This window comes from Enterobacter cloacae complex sp. IR5422, from assembly GCF_049238165.1.
In the GTDB taxonomy this organism is placed as follows: domain Bacteria; phylum Pseudomonadota; class Gammaproteobacteria; order Enterobacterales; family Enterobacteriaceae; genus Enterobacter; species Enterobacter roggenkampii.
In genome coordinates this window covers 1-17,601 of the sequence record NZ_JBMKHT010000046.1, presented here as the reverse complement: position 1 = coordinate 17,601, position 17,601 = coordinate 1, and the positions used below count along the sequence as shown (strand labels likewise).

Sequence of the window (17,601 nt, the reverse complement as noted above, 5' to 3'; positions counted from 1 at the left end):
CCTGCAAGCAACCTTATGTAATTCAGGGTTATCCCCTTTCCATCCTTTTTTCACCGCCGTAAAGTGCCTGCGTTGCGGCCCATCCGTAACCGGGCGTAGGAACCCGTTAGCATAAAGCGATATTTTTTGTCGCGGCAGCGCATATCCCGTTAGAATCACGGTGGCGCTGGCGGAGCAGCCGAAAGGCTGGCCGTTTTTCTTTATGCACGGTATTCCTACCTCCGTCAGCGCTACCCCCTCTGAGCGTAGGAACTCATCGGGCGGTTAATATTTTTTGCATAAAGAGGATGCCTTATGGCTACTATCCCTAGATTTTCTTACGCGCTTACTGAAGAAAGCGCTCTTCATCACCTTCTCCACCTGCAACTGCCTGAGTCTGCGGATCTCTTTGAACTCGCTGATGCCTGCACTGCATATGTGAGCGTGCTGGTTGAAACGGACGACGCGGTGGCTTTTGCCACCCTTTGCGAGCGACTGCTGGCTGCGCTGAAACGGCTGCGCAAGAGTTGTGACTCGGAACTTCCGCCGTATCTGGTCGAACGACTCATTGCGGGAGAAAAGATCGCCTCCTGCGTGCCGGAATGCTGGCAAGAAACGGCGCTACAGGTGGATTATGCCGTGGCGTTAACGCTGGCGGTAATGGGCGGAACGTTGTCTGCGAGCGTGGCGAAAGAACTGACCGGGCTGCTGCATGATATGGTCTGGCTGCTGGCGGAGTTTGTGAAGGAGCCGTATATCCAGGCGCACTGAGGCGGGTGATGGGAGGCCGGGGTTCTGCTGGGTAAAAAGCAGGACTTTGGCCTTACTAAAAGAATAGCGTTGTTTGTTGAATGTCCGTTAAGAGCGATCTGCGGACATTGCTAACAGCCTTCTGAGTGAATCAACGGGGAGCTGGTCACTACCGCGATGAAGGCTGCTCAAGCAACCTTAGCTTTTCTAGGAGCACTCTGCTTATCCTCAAGTGAACCTTCCGGACAAGATCTATGAACATGACATCCCGCCGGCGACCTTTAGCCAAGCGGGAATCTTATAGTAGGTTTAGCTAAGCATTCTCTGTTTCTAAAATTCCGCCAAACATGCGCATATTGTTAAGTTTCTCGATGCTATAAGCCTTAGAAACCCATTGTTTATCGAACTCCTCTACACCAAACCTTTCGTGGTTTATCCCGTTAATTGCTATGACACAACCATTTGGGAGTTCAACCTGATAGTTAGGCCTAACACCAGTGCCTGACATCCCGATACGGATGAAAATATTTTTATCATTCGCTTTTACATCAGAAGGGCTTATTTTCACCTCAGCTAGCGTCCGGGCTTTTGACTTCATTTTTTCGAAGTGCTCCAACGGGATATCTCGGAAATTACCGTCCCATGACTTATCCATATAGCCTCCAATCAATTTAAAAGATGTTCCCAAGCCAAAAGGAAAGTTGTGATTACGCCCGAATAATTATCTCTATACTTTCTTCAGAAACCTCATACTTTTTAGATAAAAGTATCTTAGCTTGCTGAATGGAGATTCCATCTAGATAAGATTCTTCTTTCTGTTCTATTTTTGGACTCTTGACATCAACATCAGGCATTTCATTGAAATTTAAATCATTTTCATCAATACCTAAATCAGTTAATGATGAATAAGCAACTGGGTTTCTTGCTCCATCCCACATGTTTGGGTATGCAACCTTTGCATACTCACTAACTTTAATCAGCCACCTGGTAGGACGCGAACCATCCCATTCGGGGGAAACGACCACATCGGAGATTTTGCCGATAAAAAATGCGTTTTTATGAGAGGCAGAAACACTTCCCCAGTCATCATTATGATTATCTGCAGGATCTCTGTTCTGTACACAGACTACATACTTGCAGCGAGAGGCGCGCTTCTCACTTAGAACCCATGAGCCAGAACCTCCATCACTTAACAAACGGTCAAAACCACGTGCGGTAAAAACCACTACAGCCGAATCGTTCATGTGCATCTCCTTTGAAAGTATGAAGCACACTATATAGACATAAAATACAAAGTCAATATAAGTATTAAAAAGTATATGAAAGTATTTTAAAGAGTGGAACTGCAACTCTCTTAGCGAAATTGAATACTGTGATCATTTAACATAAGGGTTCTTGCCCGCCCCTCCCCTGAGATCCCCTCAGCACGATTTTAAGGTGGGCGGGCTCATGCTCTGGCAAGAATCCCAAAAACGTCCTTTATATTTCCAATGCGTCTGCATGGCTATGCAGTGAGATTTGTTCTCAAAGAAGCAGACCATGCAGATGTTGGATACGTCCGCTTCTGGCACTCAGCAGACGTTCAGGCCCATCATGATTCCTGCTTTGCTGGCGGAAGCAATTTTTTTGCTTCATGAATGAGTTTTTCAATCTCTTCTAAAGGGATGCATCCTTCGTAGCACGAAAAAGAGAACTCATGAGTTACATCGGAATAGAAGACTTCAGCAATTTGCCGAAGCGGGGATGCTCCAGCTTCAGACAGTTCAAGGTACATACCATCACGGATGACATCGCTTCCGCGGGTCAGGTTGTATTCAATCTTAGCCATAAAGTCAATTTTCCATTTTTCATGTGAATGAGGCCTCTGGTAGAACGCCATAAAGCCTAAAATATAGCCCAGAAGATAGCTTGCACAGGTCCGCTCAGAGCGAGGAGCAGACGTTGCGGCATCAAAAATAGTAAGGCTATAAGAATTAAATAAACAGATAAGTGGTGGATATATATATTTAATATGTAGGATATCAATTTAATATCACTCGTGAATCCCAACATAAAACATAGGCATACGTGACTATTTACCCACTCCGATTTTGCCCATTTCAAAAAATTAATTTTTCACTTCGCATAAATAACTCAATATCATTATACGATGAACTTGGTACTGTTGACAGACCTAGTTTTTTTAAACTTTTCACCAATTGTTGATTTCTCTTTTTTTCTGTTATCGATAGAGTCAATGGTTTATCGCCATAAAATTTCCTCCACTCTTCCGCTAAATATTTTTCCGCCATGGTTGTCTTAACCAATTCCGCATCAATTGTTGATATCATCCTTAATACGATTTCGCCAAAACCTATTACACCCCGCAATGATAAATTTATTCTATCTTCATCTGAGTTTTGTTTATACTCCGGTAATTCTTGAACCCCAAGACTTGTAGCAGTGAGTGAAGAATAGTTAGCCTCAGCGTCTTTAAAGGATTTTTTTGATATATTTCCTGAGTGAACCAATGAATTTCTAAGCTCTTTGAAATATCTATAACATTTCATTAGATTGTTTATGTGATTTTTTGAGTTTTTCTTGTTGGTCAAATAAAAAGAGTAGAAAGCTTTTTCCATCATAATGGAATGATGTTGGGTCATGCTTGACAATACAGACATTATCCCTTGAGTGCTTATTTGCAGCGTGGGGAATTGCAATGATTTTGAATCAATAGATGCTTTTAGTTCTGTTATTATTCCTTCACACCAAATTTCATATAAGGAGCAAAATTCTATTAGTAATATCTTTGAAAATTCATTTTGTTGTTTCTCCCAAGATGTTTCAATACATGCTTTTTTCAAGTCGGCCCTAACTGTACTTCCGGTAATTGAACTACCAGAAATAAATCGTGAGGTTAACTCTGATTGATTTACATCAGGCTTAACTTTAACATAACCTTCGACTTGCCATCTAAGATTCCACAAAGCTATGGTAGTTGGCCATGCAAAATCAAAAATTTCTGTTAATCTATTTGCGGCTTTTCTGGACGTGTTAAAAAAAAGCTTTTCTTTCATAAAATATCCTTATATTAAATACCATAATAAATTGAGTGATTAAATTTCACAGGAACTATTTAATTAGTATACATTTAATGGATACAACCTAAATATACTTCACCAAAGGTTTTTATGGCCAATTGACTAAATTCAGTTGATAGATTTTTCGACAAAATCAACCCTTTGTTAATAGTTTTAAATGTAGCAAATTCAGGCATTTCATCCCCAAGAGATTCATTTTCCCTAAGCATAGAATGTCGTAGCGTTGCAAAAAATTCAAACCCAAGAGGGGCTTCTATTGGGGGTTCATAGCCGTAATCGTAACCGTAAGTTAAGATTTTTGCATTTCCAGTTATTGTTTCTCTAAACCTAACACCACTAAAAGATGCTACCAGATCAGCAAGTTGTATCCCACAAACTTCATGAGATGAGCATGTTATGACGTTTACTTCATCAGAACAAAGGCTGAGAGCTTCTGTAGAATTTATGATACCTTCATCGAGAAAAATATTACCTTTTTCTTCTGGAAAGTTCTTAATCAATAAGCTTAATAAAAAAGATACGTCTTCATAAGAACGATGCCGGTACTCACTTGGCATAATAAATACTCCCCATTGACAACTTGAGTTCAAGTAAGAAACAAGTTCACCCCTCAAATTTCTTAAATGTTCAGAACTATCCATTCTCGCGCATGAATGATGTTCACCAACAGAGTACTTTGAAAGAATGCTGTATATATTAGACTGAGGATCATGATTACAAAATACATAAGCCAAGATCATAAACCCAGCCGCCTCGTGCACCGACTCATCAATGTAAATATTCAAAGCCTTTTCCTTTCAACAAAATATTGTTTCTTACGTTATATTATAAGTATACTTCATTGAATTACAAACACCATTTTGAGTTGAAAAACATCCTAATATTAATTTGTCATTTTGTCTGTGACATAATTCTAAATATGCTAAATCTTAAATCATTGAAATGTCCGTTTCTAGTATGAAGCAGACAAGCTAGTTGGGCTGAATCTCCGCTATGAGCGAGGAGCGGACATTTTCCTGCTGACGGAGGCTGATAAATGAATGGTATTTTCATTCATTTCATAGTTTCTTATAATGTTTTGTTATAATTAAAACCTGCCATTAACGTTCTCTTTCCGCTAGTATGAAAGGACAGCATTGCTACTAGGATAACGAGAATGTTTAATTTAACCATCGATGAATCAGCGTCGCCAGTTTCCCGCGAAACCGTTGAGCGGACAGCCTATTCTTTGGGAGTTAGTAGTTTTACGTTCACTCCATTACCTTATAATGAGCTATCAAAAAAACTAGGATATAAAGCAAGTTTGCTAATGCTATGCCTTTCAAAAAACCCTAATGTCAGCCTTCCTGCATTAAAAGGGACTGTAGAATTAATTTCTACACTAACTGAATATCCAGCGTTCAAAGTTAACTCGTTAACAACATCTAATAATGCCTATCCAGTTTTCACATTGGAGACATTGGCTGCTAACGGTATATTTTCAAACGATTTGGAATTTTCTACAAATATCTCTCATTGCTTTCGAATTAGTCCAGAATTAAAAGTACCAAAGATATCTCTAGGTTTGAATGCAAGAGGATCGTATGAATTAGACTTATCCTTGGAATTGGTGATTATTAAAGAATTGATTGAATACTCTGTAGCAAAAGTGATCGTTGAATTTGATGGCCCGATGCATCTTAATTCAGATAATGTTCGTAATGATAAACTAAGAGATTCTTATGTCCAAAGTCAAGGGGCTACGGTTTTTCGTATTCAGAGCGTGAACACACATGATCTGACCAAAATCCAGCAAACCGAGAAATCACATGAACAATTGATGGCACACATTGGAAATATTAAAGAACACTTCCGCAGGAGACTATTCGAATTTTTAAAAACGTTTCATAATAGTTGATTAGCGACTATAAGTGAGTACCCCTTAATCAGAAATTATCACTTATAGCAATTCAGCATCAATCCAAATTAATGGCAATACCCCAGAGATTAGCTAATACACTAGCAACGTCCGCTACTGGCACAGATCGGACATTCATATTCATCTCCCTTCCTCTCTATCGGCCGGCCGCCACTGTCAGGTATGAATGCGTTTATCACCATGTTCAGAAAAGTGATGGGCAGCACGGCCGCCCATTACTTTGCCGAACGGAAAAACAGTAACCGTTAACCCGGCCCCTCGCTCCCCGCCGCCAGCAGCGGCACCACCACGTCGCTGATGGGCACCGCAATGCCGTGTTTGCGGCCGTAGCGCTGGATCACGCCGTTGCGGATGTCCCACTCCATCGGGCGATCCGCCTGACGGTCAGCGAGAATCGACGTGCCGAGGTCCTCAGGCGCGCGCTGGAAGTTCGCCAGAATCTCCTGCGCCACGTCATCGGCCAGCTTCGCCCCCTCGGCGCGGGCGACAGTAAGCCCCTCGCGCAGGTAGGCCAGCGCAAGCTCGCTGATATCCTCGCGCCTGAACATCCCGGCGCGGCGGTTAGCGAGCACCATCAGCCCGGCGACCGCGTTTTGCAGCAGCTTGCGCCAGGCGACGGTGGGGAAATCAGCCGAGAGTTCAACTTCACAGCGCGTACCGCGAAGCGCATCGACCACCCGCTGTGCCTGAGGCACGTCCGGCAGCGTCAGGCGCGGTTTGGCGCGCAGCCTGACGGAGGCATCCGGCTCGCGCTGCGCCGGGAACCAGACCACCGACGGCAGCACAGTCGCGCCACTGACCAAAGGCTCAAGCTGCGCCTTCTGCTCCACGCCATTTTGCAGGGCGCAGACCACGGTATTTTCATCGCAAAGGGCGCGCAGCCACCCGGCGCTGTCGGCATTTTGCGTCGTTTTTACCGCGATAAACACGAGGTCAACGGGGCGCGTGATGGCCGTCGGATCGGTGAATACCGGACCGGGCACCACCGTTTCACCCTCATCGTGACGCAGGCGTAATTCCGGGTGCGCGGTGCGTCCGCAGAGCAGCGGCGTGCGGCCCGCGTCATGCAACACCGCGGCAATGGTGGTGCCAATCGCACCGGGACCAATCAGCGCAATGGTTGGATAGTCAGACATGAGTCACTCCCCTTTTGCTAAGCCTGCTATCAGTTATACCACCCTGAGACGAGCGCGCCACACCCGTTGTCTATACTCAACATTCACAGACAACGGAGTGCGCCATGCCTTTACCTGATTTTAAATCCTCTGAACCGTTCACCCTTGGCATCGAGCTCGAACTGCAGGTGGTTAACCCGCCGGGGTACGATCTCAGCCAGGACTCCTCCGCGCTCATCGCCGCCGTCAAAGACGACATCAAAGGCGGTGAAGTCAAACACGACATCACCGAAAGCATGCTCGAAATCGCCACCGGCGTGTGTCAGACCATCGACCAGGCGGCGGCACAGTTCTCGGTGATGCAGCAGAGCATCCTGCGCGCGGCGGCGGAGCAGCACATTCAGATCTGCGGCGGCGGGACGCATCCGTTCCAGAAATGGCAGCGTCAGGAGGTGTGCGACGACGAGCGCTATAACGTCACGCTGGAGCGCTTTGGCTATCTGATTTTGCAGGCGACGGTATTCGGCCAGCACGTTCACGTCGGCTGCCGGACCGGAGATGACGCCATTTACCTGCTGCACGGCCTGTCGCGCTTTGTACCGCACTTTATCGCCCTGGCGGCCGCCTCGCCGTACATGCAGGGCACGGACACGAAGTTCTCCTCGTCGCGGCTCAACATCTTCTCCGGGTTCCCGGATAACGGCCAGATGCCGTGGGTCAACAGCTGGCAGGAGTTCGAAGGGCTGTTCCGCCGCCTGAGCGCCACCAGCATGATCGACAGCATCAAAGATCTGCACTGGGATATTCGCCCCAGCCCGCATTTTGGCACCGTGGAGGTGCGGGTGATGGATACGCCGCTGACGCTCGGCCACGCGATTAACATCGCCGGGCTGATTCAGGCCACGTCGCACTGGCTGCTGACCACGCGGCCGTATAAGCATCAGGAACGGGATTTTCTGCTCTACCGTTTTAACCGTTTTCAGGCGTGTCGCTACGGGCTGGAGGGGATCCTGACGGACGTGCACACCGGCGAGCACAAAACCGTGGCGGAAGATATCGCCTGGCTGCTGGAGCAGGTGGCGCCGTCGGCCGAGAAGCTCGGCGCGACAAGCGCAATCAATGAAATTGCCCTGCTGTTAAAGCAGGGCAAGAGCGAGGCGCAGCGCATGCGGGACTTTATCGCCGACGGCGGCTCGCTGATTTCTCTGGTGCAGAAACACTGCGAGCTGTGGGCGACGAGTCCGTAAGGCCTTGACCCCACTCCCGCAGGCGCTGGAACAGCACGAACAGCGCGGGGATGAACAGAATCCCCACCACGGTCGCCACCAGCATGCCGCTGAAGACTGTGGTGCCGATGATGCGGCGGCTCTGGGCGCCCGCCCCGGTCGCCAGCATCATCGGCAAAACGCCGATAATGAACGACACGGCGGTCATCATCACCGCCCGGAAGCGGCGCGAGGCCCCTTCCCGCGCGGCATCGACAATCGCCATTCCGTCCATACGCCGCGCGCGGGCGAACTCGACGATAAGAATCGCGTTCTTGGCCGCTAACGCGATCAGCAATACCAGACCAATCTGCACGTACACGTCGTTGGCGTAGCCCGCCAGCCACAGCCAGACCAGCGCCCCACCGAGCGCGAACAGCACCGAGAGCATCACGCTTGCCGGGAGCGTCCAGCTCTCGTACTGGGCGACGAGGAACAGCCACGCCATCACCACCGCCGCCAGCACGATCCAGATCGCCTGATTGCCGGTCTGGTGTTCCTGGTACGACATGCCGCTCCAGGCGTAGTCGTATCCGGCCGGCAGGCTCTCCGCCAGGATCTCGCCCATCGCCACCATCGCGGTGCTGCTGCTCACCCCAGCCGCTGCCGAGCCGCTCACCGACACCGATGGGAACTGGTTGTACTGCTGCAGGAACGGCGCGCCGACGGTTGGCGTGATGGTGACGAGGTTGCTCAGGCGCACCCGCTCGCCGCTGTTGCTGCGCACGAACAGCTCGCCGATCTGCTCGGCGCGCTCGCGCCACGGCATCTCGTTCTGCATCACCACGTGGTAGACGCGGTTGTTGATGCTGAAATCCCCGGCGCGGGTGCCGCCAAAGGCGGTTTGCAGGCTGCTGAAGATGCGCGATACCGGCACGTCGAGGCGGGCGGCGCGCTCGCGGTCAACGGTCAGCGTCAGCTGCGGCACGTTGCTGCTCCAGGTGGTGAACACGCGGCTCAGCTGCGGGTGCTGGTTGGCTTTCATCAGCACCTCGCGGGTGACGCGCTCCAGCTCCGCCGGGCTCTGCCCCGCCTGAGACTGGATACGCAGGTCGAAGCCCGAGGCGTTGCCCAGCCCCGGCAGCGTCGGCGGCGCGAAGGTCATGATGGTCGCCTCCGGCAGGGCCAGCAGCTGGCGCTGCAGGGTCCCCATCACCTCATCCAGCGGCGGACGCGCGCTCCAGTCTTTGAGCATGATGGAGATAAACCCGCCGTTGGAGGCGCTGGTGCCGTTGAGGATGTTAAATCCGGAGACCTGAATGACGTCCTCCACCGCCGGATTTTGGGCGATCAGCTCCCGCGCGGTGGTCATCACCGCTTCGGTGCGCTCCAGCGAAGCCGCTTCCGGCAGCTGAACGCTGGCGAAGAAGTAGCCCTGGTCCTCCTGCGGCAGGAAGCCTTTTGGCATCGACATAAAGCTGAACAGCACGACTGCCGCCGCGCCTGCGGTGGCCAGCAGCGCCAGCCACGGTCGCAGGTTTAAGACATGCACGTGGCGGGTGTAGAAACCGCGCGTGGCATCCAGCCCGCGGTTGAAGGCGCGATAAACGGCCGCCGGTTTCTCCGGACGCGGACGCAGCAGCATCGCGCACAGCGCGGGCGTCAGGGTCAGCGCCACCAGGCTTGAGAGCGTCACGGCGGTGGAGAGCGTCACCGCGAACTGGCGGTAGAGTTCGCCGACAATCCCCGGCAGCAGCGCCACCGGCACAAATACCGCCAGCAGCACCAGCGTCGTCGCGATCACCGGCCCGGCAATCTGGCGCAGCGCCAGCGCGGTTGCCGCCGTGCGGCTCTGTCCTTCCGCCATCAGCGTTTCAACGCTCTCCACCACCACGATGGCGTCATCCACCACCATGGTCAGTGCCAGAATAATGGCAAACAGGCTGAGCGTGTTGGCGGAGTAGCCGAGCGTGTAGAGCACCGCGAAGGTGCTCACCAGCGACACCGGAATGGCGAGGGCGACAATCAGCGTCGCGCGCCAGCTCTGCAGGAACAGGGAAACGACCACCACCACCGCCAGCATCGTGAGCGCCAGCGAGACGCCGATCTCTTTAATGGTGGCGGCGACAAAGGTGGTGGTGTCGAATTTCACCTCATAGACCAGGTCGTCCGGGAAGCGCGTCGAGAGGCGCTCCAGCTCCCCGCGCACCGCGTCGGCCACGCGCAGGGCGTTGGCGGACGGCGTCGGGTAGATACCCAAATAGGCGGAGTCGTGCCCGTTCAGCTGCGCGCCGGAGCTGTAGCTGCGCGAGCCGAGCTCGATGGTGGCGACGTCCTTCAGGCGCACCAGCTGGCCCATCTCCCCGGCGCGAATAATGATGTCGGCAAACTCGTCGGCCTGGCTTAAGCGCCCCAGCCCGTTGATGGTCAGGGTCTGCTGCTGGCCGTTAAACACCGGCGGGGTGCCCACCTGGCCGGCCGCGCCCTGTACGTTCTGCTCGCGCAGCGCCTGCGCCACGTCATCGGTGGTGACGTTCAGGGCGTTCATGCGGTCCGGGCGCAGCCAGATGCGCATGCTGTAGTCGCGCGCGCCGAACATCTGCACCTGCCCCACGCCGGGCAGACGCGACAGCGCCTCGCGCACCTGGGTGCTGGCGTAGTTGCTGACGAACAGCGGCGTGTGGGTGTTATTCGGTGAGTAAAGACTTACCCCCATCATCAGGTTGGTGGCGCGCTTGCGCACCTGCACGCCGTTTTGCTGCGCCTCGGTGGGCAGCTGCGCCACGGCCTGCGCCACGCGGTTCTGCACGTCGATGGCGGCGAGGTCCGGATCGGTCCCCGCCGCAAAGGTGATGTTCAGGCTGTACGAGCCTTCGTCCGAGCTGGTGGACTCCATGTAGAGCATATGGTCCACGCCGTTCAGCTGCGTCTCCAGCGGCGTGGCGATGGCCTCCGCCACGTCGGCCGAGCTGGCACCCGGCCAGCTGGCAGAGACGTTCACCACCGGCGGCGCGATCTGCGGGTACTGCTCCACCGGGATAATCCTTAGCGCGATGGCCCCCAGCAGGGTGATGACCAGCGCAATCACCATCGCGAAGCGCGGGCGTTTGATGAAAAACGTCAGCATGATGGCTCCTTAATTGAGTATCTGGACGGCAGCGCCTGGCTGCACGCGCTGCGCGCCGTCAGTAATCGCTCGCTCACCGGACTTCACGCCGGAGGCAATCTGAAACTGCTGGCCGATCTGCCCGGCCACGTTCAGCAGGCGCATTTCGGCGTTGCCGTCGGCATTAACCACCCAGGCAAAGAAGCCTTCGCCGTTCTGCTGGACTGCGGCGGCGGGGAGGGTCAGCACCGGCTGCTCGCTTGCCGGGCGCAAATAGACATTCACATTGCCGCCGGGCAGCAGCTGATGGCGCGGATTGGCAAACTCGGCGCGCAGCATCACGCTGGCGGTACGCGGGTCAACGCGGTTATCCACTGACGTCAGCTCGCCGCTGACGCGCTGGCCGTTGCTGTCGATCAGCGCCTGCCAGGCACGCTTCATGGCGTTGATATCCGCATGCTGTCCGGCTTTGGCGGCAAACGCCCCCTCTTCCAGCGCAAAGGCGATGCGGATCGGGTCAAGCTGCACCACCTCCACCAAAACGCCGCTCGCCGGGTTGACCAGGCTACCCACGTGAAAGCTGCTGTGCCCCACGCGGCCGTCAATCGGCGAGGTGATGCGGGTGTAGCTCAGGGTGACGCGGCGGGCGTCGAGCCGGGCCTTCGCCTGCTCGAGAGCGGCGCTGGCGACGTCGCGCTGCATGCGGGCGTTGTCCACGTCGTGACGGCTGATGGCGTTGCTGCTGCCGAGGCTTTCAAAGCGGGAAAGCTGCTGCTGCGCCTGGCGCAGCGTGGCTTCGGCGCTTTTCACTTCGGCCTGCGCCAGGCGCAGGGCGGCGCGCGGCTCGGCGTCGTCCAGCTCAAACAGCACGTCGCCTTTTTTCACGTACTGCCCGTCGCGGAAGTGGATTTTGGCGATCGCGCCCTCCGTGCGCGCCCGTAGCTCAACGGTGTGAATGGCTTCGATGCGGCCCGGGATCTGGCGCTCGGCGGCGTGGGCGGTTTGCTCCACGGTGGCGACGCGAACGGGAATGGCGGCGAATGCGGGTTGCAGGGTACTGACAAGAAGTGCTAACAGGACCGGGAATTTCATGGGAGTACCTCAGCGTTGTTTCTCCCCCCACCCCGGCCCTCTCCCCTGTGGGGAGAGGGTTAGGGTGAGGGGTAAGGTTTTCGTTATGCAGCCTTACGGAACCTGCGGGTCAGTCGCTTCTCGATTTCGACGACGAAGAACATCACGCCTGCAACGGCCAGGGTCACAAACCAGTAGCGCAGCGGCAGCGCTTCGGTACCGAACAGCATCTGCATAAACGGCAGGTAGATAATCGCCGCCTGGAGCAGGAACAGCACGCCCGTCACCAGCCAGATCCCTTTGTTCGCCAGCAGGCCGCGGTTGAGGGAGAACCCTTCGGTGTTGCGGCAGTTAATCATGTACACCCACTGGGCGCAGACCAGCATCTGCAGCAGCACGGTGCGGATGAACTCCGCGCTGTGGCCGCGCGGGGCCAGCCAGGCTTCCAGCGCAAAGGCGGCGATGGCAATCATGGTGCCGACGAAGGCCACGCGCCAGACGGCGTAGGCGTCCATCACGTGCTGGCCGGTCTGACGCGGCGGACGGCGCATGATGTTGCGCTCGGCGGCCTCAAAGGCCAGGCCGAAGGAGAGCGTGGCGGAGGTCGCCATGTTCATCCACAGAATCAGCACCGGCGTCAGCGGAATGATGTTCCCCGCCAGCAGCGCAATCACAATCAGCAGCCCCTGCGCCAGGTTGGTCGGCATGATGAACAGGATGGTCTTCTTCAGGTTGTCGTAAACGCGACGCCCCTCTTTCACCGCGCTGGCGATGGTGGCGAAGTTATCGTCCGTCAGGACCATGTCCGCCGCCTCTTTGGTCACTTCCGTGCCCTTAATGCCCATCGCAATGCCCACGTCCGCCTGACGCAGCGCCGGGGCGTCGTTCACGCCGTCACCGGTCATGCCGACAATTTCACCTTTGTCCTGCAGCGCTTTCACCAGGCGCAGCTTATGCTCCGGGCTGGTACGGGCGAAGATGTCATACTTCACCGCGGCTTCCGCCAGCGCGGCATCGTCCATCTTCTCCAGCTCATAGCCGGTGACCGCCTGCTCGCTGTTGCAGATCCCCAGCATCTGCCCGATGCTCATTGCCGTCTGCGGGTGATCGCCGGTGATCATCTTCACGCGGATCCCCGCCTGCTGGCAGGCGTTAATCGCGTCAATCGCTTCCGGGCGCGGCGGATCCATCATCCCGGCGATGCCGAGGAAGATCAGGCCGTGGCTCAGGTCATCGTGCGTCAGTTCCTGCTCGCCGTTCGCCGGCTTGAACGCCGCGGCGACCATGCGCAGCCCCTGACGCGCATAGCGCTCCATCTCACTTTCCCAGTACGCGCGGTTGAAGGCTTCCGCACCGTGACGGGTCTGCTGCTCGGCGCACAAGGCGAAAATGACGTCCGGCGCCCCGGTGATCAGGATCTGCTCCTCACCGCCAATCTGGTAGTGGGTGCTCATGTACTTGTACTGCGAGTCGAACGGGATTTTGTTAACCAGCGTTGTTATCACCGGCTCAAGGTTGGCCTTCGCCGCCAGCACCTTCAGCGCGCCCTCGGTCGGCCCACCGGTGATGCCCCACAGCCCGCGCTCGTCCTGAATCAGCTGGCTGTCGTTACACAGGTCGATGGTGCGCAGGTACTGCTCCAGCACGGTGCCCGGCTGGATGTGGACCGGCTCGTCGCTGCCTTCCAGATAGAGGTTGCCCACCGGCTCGTAGCTGTTGCCGTCCACGCGGTAGCAGGCGTCGGCGGTGATGATGGCTTTGACCGTCATCTCGTTCATGGTCAGGGTGCCGGTTTTATCCGAGCAGACCACGGTCATCGCGCCAAGCGTTTCCACCGTCGGCAGCTTGCGGATGATGGCCCGCTTGCGCGCCATTGCCTGCACGCCCAGGGAGAGGATGATGGAGATAATCGCCGGCAGACCTTCCGGTACGGAGGCGACCGCCAGGCTGATCAGGGAGAGCAGCAGCTCGCCCATCGGGATCTCGCGGAACGCCAGGCTGAAGACAAACAGCGCGGCCATCATCGCCAGAATAATCGCGAAGATCGCCTTACCCAGCTTGTCCATCTGCACCAGCAGCGGCGTACGGTGCTTCTCGACCCCCGCCATCATCTGGTTGATGTGGCCGAGTTCCGTATCCTGACCGGTGGCGGTGACCACGCCGATGCCGCCGCCCGCGCTGACGGTCGTCCCGGAGAAGACCATATTGGTGCGATCGCCCAGCGGTAATTCGCCGCTCAGCGGATTAACGTGTTTATCCACCACGGTGGATTCACCGGTCAGAATCGCCTCTTCCACGCGTAAATTATGCGCTTCAATTAAACGCATATCCGCCGGAATACGATCTCCCGCGCGTAATACAATAATATCGCCCGGGACTATTTCAGTTGTGGGAATTGTTTCATGGTTGCCGTTACGAATAACGCGCGCCTCGCTGGCGAGCATATTACGAATACTCTTCAGGGATTTTTCCGCGTTGCTTTCCTGAATATGACCAATTAAGGCATTGATTACCGCCACGCCCAAAATAACCAGCGTATCAACCCAGTGGCCCATTACTGCCGTTAATACGGCGGCGGCCAGCAGGACATAAATCAGCACATCATTAAAATGGGCCAGGAAACGCAGCCAGGCGGGTTTGCCTTTTTTCTCCGGCAGCGCGTTCGGCCCTGTTTTTTGCAGACGCGCCTGCGCCTCTGCACGGTCCAGGCCGCTGGCCTGGCTCTGCGCGTGTGCAAGCACCTGCTCTACGGTCTGCTGGTATGCCAGCCCGCCGGAAGGCGGCACGTTCGGAATCACTTTTTTTTCAGTCATCGTATTTTTCCTTCAATTTCCGGTGAACAGAAGCCTGAATTCCTTTCGGGCTTAAATAAATTCATTTTAAAGTCTTGTGGGTAAAATTGATCTACCGCAATATAATGACTTCTCGGTTATTCAAAACTGATTAAAACTATTTCGACGATCTGATTTTTACAAAATATTTCTAAACCAAAACTAAACGAGGGGGAACCATGTGGGGTATTTATCGCGTGCGCAGACTGGTGTTATACGTTATCGCGGCCATTGTTATTGCCACGTTAATTGGTTATAGCACCTATACATTTGTAAAATTATTTTCCTGAGACGGACGTTTATTTACACTACGCGATAATTATTTAATCGCGTCTGGGATATTTATCTTTTTCTGTTAATTATTCACAGAATAGCGCATTCGTTTTATCCGTAAACGTGCGCCGGGTTTATATTGCTTTACGTTCCGGGATGCCGGACAATGACATTTTTAACTGACGATTAACATTACGATGAAACACCCGCTAGAATCGCTGCTCACCGCAGGCGGCATTTTATTGCTGGCACTGCTTTCATGCCTGCTGCTCCCTGCGCCTTCGCTTGGGCTGGTACTGGCGCAGAAGCTGGTTCAGACCTTTCACATGGTCGATCTTAACCAGCTCTATACCATTCTGTTCTGCGTGTGGTTTTTACTGCTCGGGGCGATTGAATTCTTCGTGCTGCGTTTCGTCTGGCGACGCTGGTTTTCACTGGCGTCGTGAGCCCATAAAAAGGCCGGGTGGCGGCTACGCCTTACCCGGCCTACACGCGACAGGTTAATGTGTCTGGCTATGGTTCTCTTTACGGTACGCGCCAGGCGGCTGGTTGAACGTGCGGGTAAAGATGCGGGTAAACGTCTGCTGCGAGTCAAACCCGTAACGCAGGCAGATGTCGTACACCCGGGCGTCGGATTCACGGAGATCGCGCGCCGCCAGCAGCAGCTTGCGTTCACGGATATAGCGCCCCAGACTCTCCCCTTTGTACTGCATAAACAACCGCTGCAGGTGCCACTTCGAGTAACCCGCGTGGCGGGCAATCTCTTCTATTCGTAATGGCTGGTGCAGATTGTCGTCGATCCATTCGACGATAGTGTCGATGACTTGAGCGGAAATGGTCATACTGCTGTCCCCCTCTGCTTCTCGCTTAAACATTATTCCCACCACGCACGAAAGGTTTGCGCGGTGTCGCTTACCCGGACGGGCTCGCCCAGTTCCGGCGTCAGCAACCGATAATTTTTATCCTGGCTGGCTTTTGCCAGCTGGATCAGCGGATCGTTCCAGGCGTGTTTCGCCAGCACGAAGCGTCCGTTATGCCCGGGCAACACGGCTTTCGCGTTCAGATCCGCCGAGGCCTGCGCCGTTTCCTCCGGCAGCATATGGATGTACTTCCAGTCCTGGTCGTACTGGCCGTTTTCCATGATGGCGACGTCCACTTCGCCAAACTGTTCACCGATGGCCCTGAAGTGCGGGCCGTAACCGGAATCCCCGCTGTAGTAAATCTTCTGCTCTGGCGTGACGAACATGAAGCTGCCCCACAAGGTGCGATCGCGTTTGATGCCGCGGCCGGAGAAGTGACGCGCCGGCAGAACGTGCACCGTCAACGCATCGCTGATGCGCACCGACTGGTTCCAGTCGCGCTCGTCAATAATCTCGGGCTTCATCCCCCAGTAACGCAGGTGGGAGCCGACGCCCAACGGCGTCACCACCCGCTTCACCTTCGGCAGTAGCGCCCTGATGGTGGCGTAATCCAGATGATCGTAGTGATCGTGCGAGATAATCAGCAGGTCGATCGCCGGCATGATTTCAGCACGCCACGGATACTCCCCGGCAAAGGCCTTATTGAGGAACGAGAACGGCGCGGCAGAGTTGCCAAGAACCGGGTCAATCAGGATGCGTTTGCCCGCGAGCTGCAGATATCACGAGGAGTGACCGAGCCACACCAGGGTGTCCTGCTCCAGCGGCAGGCTCGCAAGATCGGTTTTCACCAGCGGCAGCGGCTGGGCCGGGCGAGCGTTTTCGGTTTTTTTGGTCAGAAACTCCCACATCGCGACCAGCATATTTTTGTCACCGTTATAACCCGGCGTCGGCAGCGTATTGTGGAATTTCCCCTCGCGATACTGTGGAGAGGCCTCCACTTCAGTAAGCCGTTCACCCTGCGGCGGCTGGCCGAATCCGGCATTCAGAACAAACGGTAAACTCGCGGCTGAAGCAATAATCATGATTAACACCACGCAGATGAAGAGAGGTTTTTTCATATCCTGACCCGAAAACGCGCCCCATCCGATAGCGTGCGCAGGGTAAACTTGATTATGAGTGAGTAAGCACTCATTATAGATATGATGATAAAGTCGTCAAGACGTTTTCGATCTTTGACATTCCGCGTTGCAGCGTGTCAAAGCACGTGTTTCAATCAGGGTTTTTATGGAAGTTGCGATTAAGTGGTCCGCAGCTCCCGATATGACGCCCCAAACCGTCCTTTATCGACGTCCTGTGGCTCAATTTTCCAATTTTCAGCCCAAAATCGTCTCTTCGTGGCTGATTTTGGCCCTG

15 protein-coding genes and 2 pseudogenes are annotated in these 17,601 nt (G+C 54.1%); 6 read left to right on the top strand and 11 right to left on the bottom strand.

Annotation, left to right across the window (positions count from 1 at the left end; translation table 11 throughout):
- Nucleotides 1-160: 160 nt before the first annotated feature.
- Nucleotides 161-268 carry an ash family protein gene (locus ACOTXT_RS18375; protein WP_223603752.1) on the top strand — a complete coding sequence of 36 codons (108 nt, stop codon included), beginning with the start codon at nucleotides 161-163 and terminating at the stop codon, nucleotides 266-268.
- Between the two features lie 26 nt (nucleotides 269-294).
- Entirely contained in the window at nucleotides 295-750 is a 456-nt protein-coding gene (locus ACOTXT_RS18370) for a hypothetical protein (RefSeq protein ID WP_063929716.1), read from the top strand.
- Between the two features lie 292 nt (nucleotides 751-1,042).
- Here ACOTXT_RS18370 and ACOTXT_RS18365 read toward each other — a convergent pair whose 3' ends face one another.
- The 5 genes from ACOTXT_RS18365 to ACOTXT_RS18345 form a co-directional block, all read right to left on the bottom strand.
- The gene (locus ACOTXT_RS18365) at nucleotides 1,043-1,384 is read right to left on the bottom strand and encodes a hypothetical protein (RefSeq protein ID WP_063929715.1); all 342 of its coding nucleotides are present in this window, start codon (nucleotides 1,382-1,384) and stop codon (nucleotides 1,043-1,045) included.
- Nucleotides 1,385-1,436: 52 nt separating this feature from the next.
- Nucleotides 1,437-1,973, bottom strand: a complete 537-nt coding sequence (locus tag ACOTXT_RS18360; RefSeq protein WP_248210002.1) for a hypothetical protein — start codon at nucleotides 1,971-1,973, stop codon at nucleotides 1,437-1,439.
- A gap of 347 nt (nucleotides 1,974-2,320) precedes the next feature.
- The gene (locus ACOTXT_RS18355) at nucleotides 2,321-2,557 is read right to left on the bottom strand and encodes a hypothetical protein (protein ID WP_040078558.1); all 237 of its coding nucleotides are present in this window, start codon (nucleotides 2,555-2,557) and stop codon (nucleotides 2,321-2,323) included.
- A 271-nt stretch (nucleotides 2,558-2,828) separates the two neighbouring features.
- The gene (locus ACOTXT_RS18350; protein ID WP_063929713.1) at nucleotides 2,829-3,785 is read right to left on the bottom strand and encodes a hypothetical protein; all 957 of its coding nucleotides are present in this window, start codon (nucleotides 3,783-3,785) and stop codon (nucleotides 2,829-2,831) included.
- 74 nt (nucleotides 3,786-3,859) lie between these two features.
- Nucleotides 3,860-4,594: a DUF3800 domain-containing protein gene (locus ACOTXT_RS18345; protein WP_154816479.1), complete on the bottom strand. Its 735-nt coding sequence runs from the start codon at nucleotides 4,592-4,594 to the stop codon at nucleotides 3,860-3,862.
- 371 nt (nucleotides 4,595-4,965) lie between these two features.
- Here ACOTXT_RS18345 and ACOTXT_RS18340 point away from each other — a divergent pair, with 371 nt between their 5' ends.
- The gene (locus tag ACOTXT_RS18340; RefSeq protein ID WP_115509560.1) at nucleotides 4,966-5,706 is read left to right on the top strand and encodes a DUF559 domain-containing protein; all 741 of its coding nucleotides are present in this window, start codon (nucleotides 4,966-4,968) and stop codon (nucleotides 5,704-5,706) included.
- A gap of 183 nt (nucleotides 5,707-5,889) precedes the next feature.
- Nucleotides 5,890-5,976: pseudogene (locus ACOTXT_RS18335) on the top strand (AraC family transcriptional regulator); the annotation flags it as partial.
- Here ACOTXT_RS18335 and ACOTXT_RS18330 read toward each other — a convergent pair.
- Nucleotides 5,973-6,863 (bottom strand): oxidoreductase, encoded by an 891-nt coding sequence (locus ACOTXT_RS18330; protein ID WP_055322475.1) that lies wholly within the window; start codon nucleotides 6,861-6,863, stop codon nucleotides 5,973-5,975. The pseudogene ACOTXT_RS18335 and the gene ACOTXT_RS18330 overlap by 4 nt on opposite strands.
- Before the next feature lie 104 nt (nucleotides 6,864-6,967).
- Between ACOTXT_RS18330 and ACOTXT_RS18325 the strand changes: the two genes are divergently transcribed.
- Complete coding sequence (locus tag ACOTXT_RS18325) at nucleotides 6,968-8,089, top strand: YbdK family carboxylate-amine ligase (RefSeq protein ID WP_021242649.1); 1,122 nt, start codon at nucleotides 6,968-6,970, stop codon at nucleotides 8,087-8,089.
- Here ACOTXT_RS18325 and ACOTXT_RS18320 read toward each other — a convergent pair.
- The 3 genes from ACOTXT_RS18320 to ACOTXT_RS18310 all read right to left on the bottom strand — a co-directional run bounded on the left by ACOTXT_RS18320 (nucleotide 8,019) and on the right by ACOTXT_RS18310 (nucleotide 15,037).
- Nucleotides 8,019-11,174, bottom strand: coding sequence for an efflux RND transporter permease subunit (locus ACOTXT_RS18320; RefSeq protein ID WP_055322474.1), 3,156 nt, complete (start codon nucleotides 11,172-11,174; stop codon nucleotides 8,019-8,021). The two genes, ACOTXT_RS18325 and ACOTXT_RS18320, sit on opposite strands and share 71 nt — an antisense overlap.
- Before the next feature lie 9 nt (nucleotides 11,175-11,183).
- Nucleotides 11,184-12,245, bottom strand: coding sequence for an efflux RND transporter periplasmic adaptor subunit (locus ACOTXT_RS18315; protein WP_063929712.1), 1,062 nt, complete (start codon nucleotides 12,243-12,245; stop codon nucleotides 11,184-11,186).
- Nucleotides 12,246-12,328: 83 nt separating this feature from the next.
- Complete coding sequence (locus ACOTXT_RS18310) at nucleotides 12,329-15,037, bottom strand: cation-transporting P-type ATPase (RefSeq protein ID WP_055321769.1); 2,709 nt, start codon at nucleotides 15,035-15,037, stop codon at nucleotides 12,329-12,331.
- Between the two features lie 488 nt (nucleotides 15,038-15,525).
- Between ACOTXT_RS18310 and ACOTXT_RS18305 the strand changes: the two genes are divergently transcribed.
- A complete protein-coding gene (locus ACOTXT_RS18305) occupies nucleotides 15,526-15,774 on the top strand; it encodes a DUF1158 domain-containing protein (RefSeq protein ID WP_013097677.1) in 249 nt (82 codons plus the stop codon).
- Nucleotides 15,775-15,828: 54 nt separating this feature from the next.
- Here ACOTXT_RS18305 and ACOTXT_RS18300 read toward each other — a convergent pair whose 3' ends face one another.
- The gene (locus ACOTXT_RS18300) at nucleotides 15,829-16,170 is read right to left on the bottom strand and encodes a RamA family antibiotic efflux transcriptional regulator (protein WP_010428317.1); all 342 of its coding nucleotides are present in this window, start codon (nucleotides 16,168-16,170) and stop codon (nucleotides 15,829-15,831) included.
- A gap of 32 nt (nucleotides 16,171-16,202) precedes the next feature.
- Nucleotides 16,203-17,306 (bottom strand): annotated as a pseudogene (locus ACOTXT_RS18295) (MBL fold metallo-hydrolase).
- Nucleotides 17,307-17,601: the final 295 nt, after the last annotated feature.

What these genes read in the sequence shown, in the direction of transcription:
- ACOTXT_RS18370 (WP_063929716.1), top strand. Translation starts at nt 295, where the DNA reads ATGGCTACTATCCCTAGATTTTCTTACGCGCTTACTGAAGAAAGCGCT.
- ACOTXT_RS18365 (WP_063929715.1), bottom strand. Translation starts at nt 1,384, where the DNA reads ATGGATAAGTCATGGGACGGTAATTTCCGAGATATCCCGTTGGAGCAC.
- ACOTXT_RS18360 (WP_248210002.1), bottom strand. Translation starts at nt 1,973, where the DNA reads ATGAACGATTCGGCTGTAGTGGTTTTTACCGCACGTGGTTTTGACCGT.
- ACOTXT_RS18355 (WP_040078558.1), bottom strand. Translation starts at nt 2,557, where the DNA reads ATGGCTAAGATTGAATACAACCTGACCCGCGGAAGCGATGTCATCCGT.
- ACOTXT_RS18350 (WP_063929713.1), bottom strand. Translation starts at nt 3,785, where the DNA reads ATGAAAGAAAAGCTTTTTTTTAACACGTCCAGAAAAGCCGCAAATAGA.
- ACOTXT_RS18340 (WP_115509560.1), top strand. Translation starts at nt 4,966, where the DNA reads ATGTTTAATTTAACCATCGATGAATCAGCGTCGCCAGTTTCCCGCGAA.
- ACOTXT_RS18330 (WP_055322475.1), bottom strand. Translation starts at nt 6,863, where the DNA reads ATGTCTGACTATCCAACCATTGCGCTGATTGGTCCCGGTGCGATTGGC.
- ACOTXT_RS18325 (WP_021242649.1), top strand. Translation starts at nt 6,968, where the DNA reads ATGCCTTTACCTGATTTTAAATCCTCTGAACCGTTCACCCTTGGCATC.
- ACOTXT_RS18320 (WP_055322474.1), bottom strand. Translation starts at nt 11,174, where the DNA reads ATGCTGACGTTTTTCATCAAACGCCCGCGCTTCGCGATGGTGATTGCG.
- ACOTXT_RS18315 (WP_063929712.1), bottom strand. Translation starts at nt 12,245, where the DNA reads ATGAAATTCCCGGTCCTGTTAGCACTTCTTGTCAGTACCCTGCAACCC.
- ACOTXT_RS18310 (WP_055321769.1), bottom strand. Translation starts at nt 15,037, where the DNA reads ATGACTGAAAAAAAAGTGATTCCGAACGTGCCGCCTTCCGGCGGGCTG.
- ACOTXT_RS18305 (WP_013097677.1), top strand. Translation starts at nt 15,526, where the DNA reads ATGAAACACCCGCTAGAATCGCTGCTCACCGCAGGCGGCATTTTATTG.
- ACOTXT_RS18300 (WP_010428317.1), bottom strand. Translation starts at nt 16,170, where the DNA reads ATGACCATTTCCGCTCAAGTCATCGACACTATCGTCGAATGGATCGAC.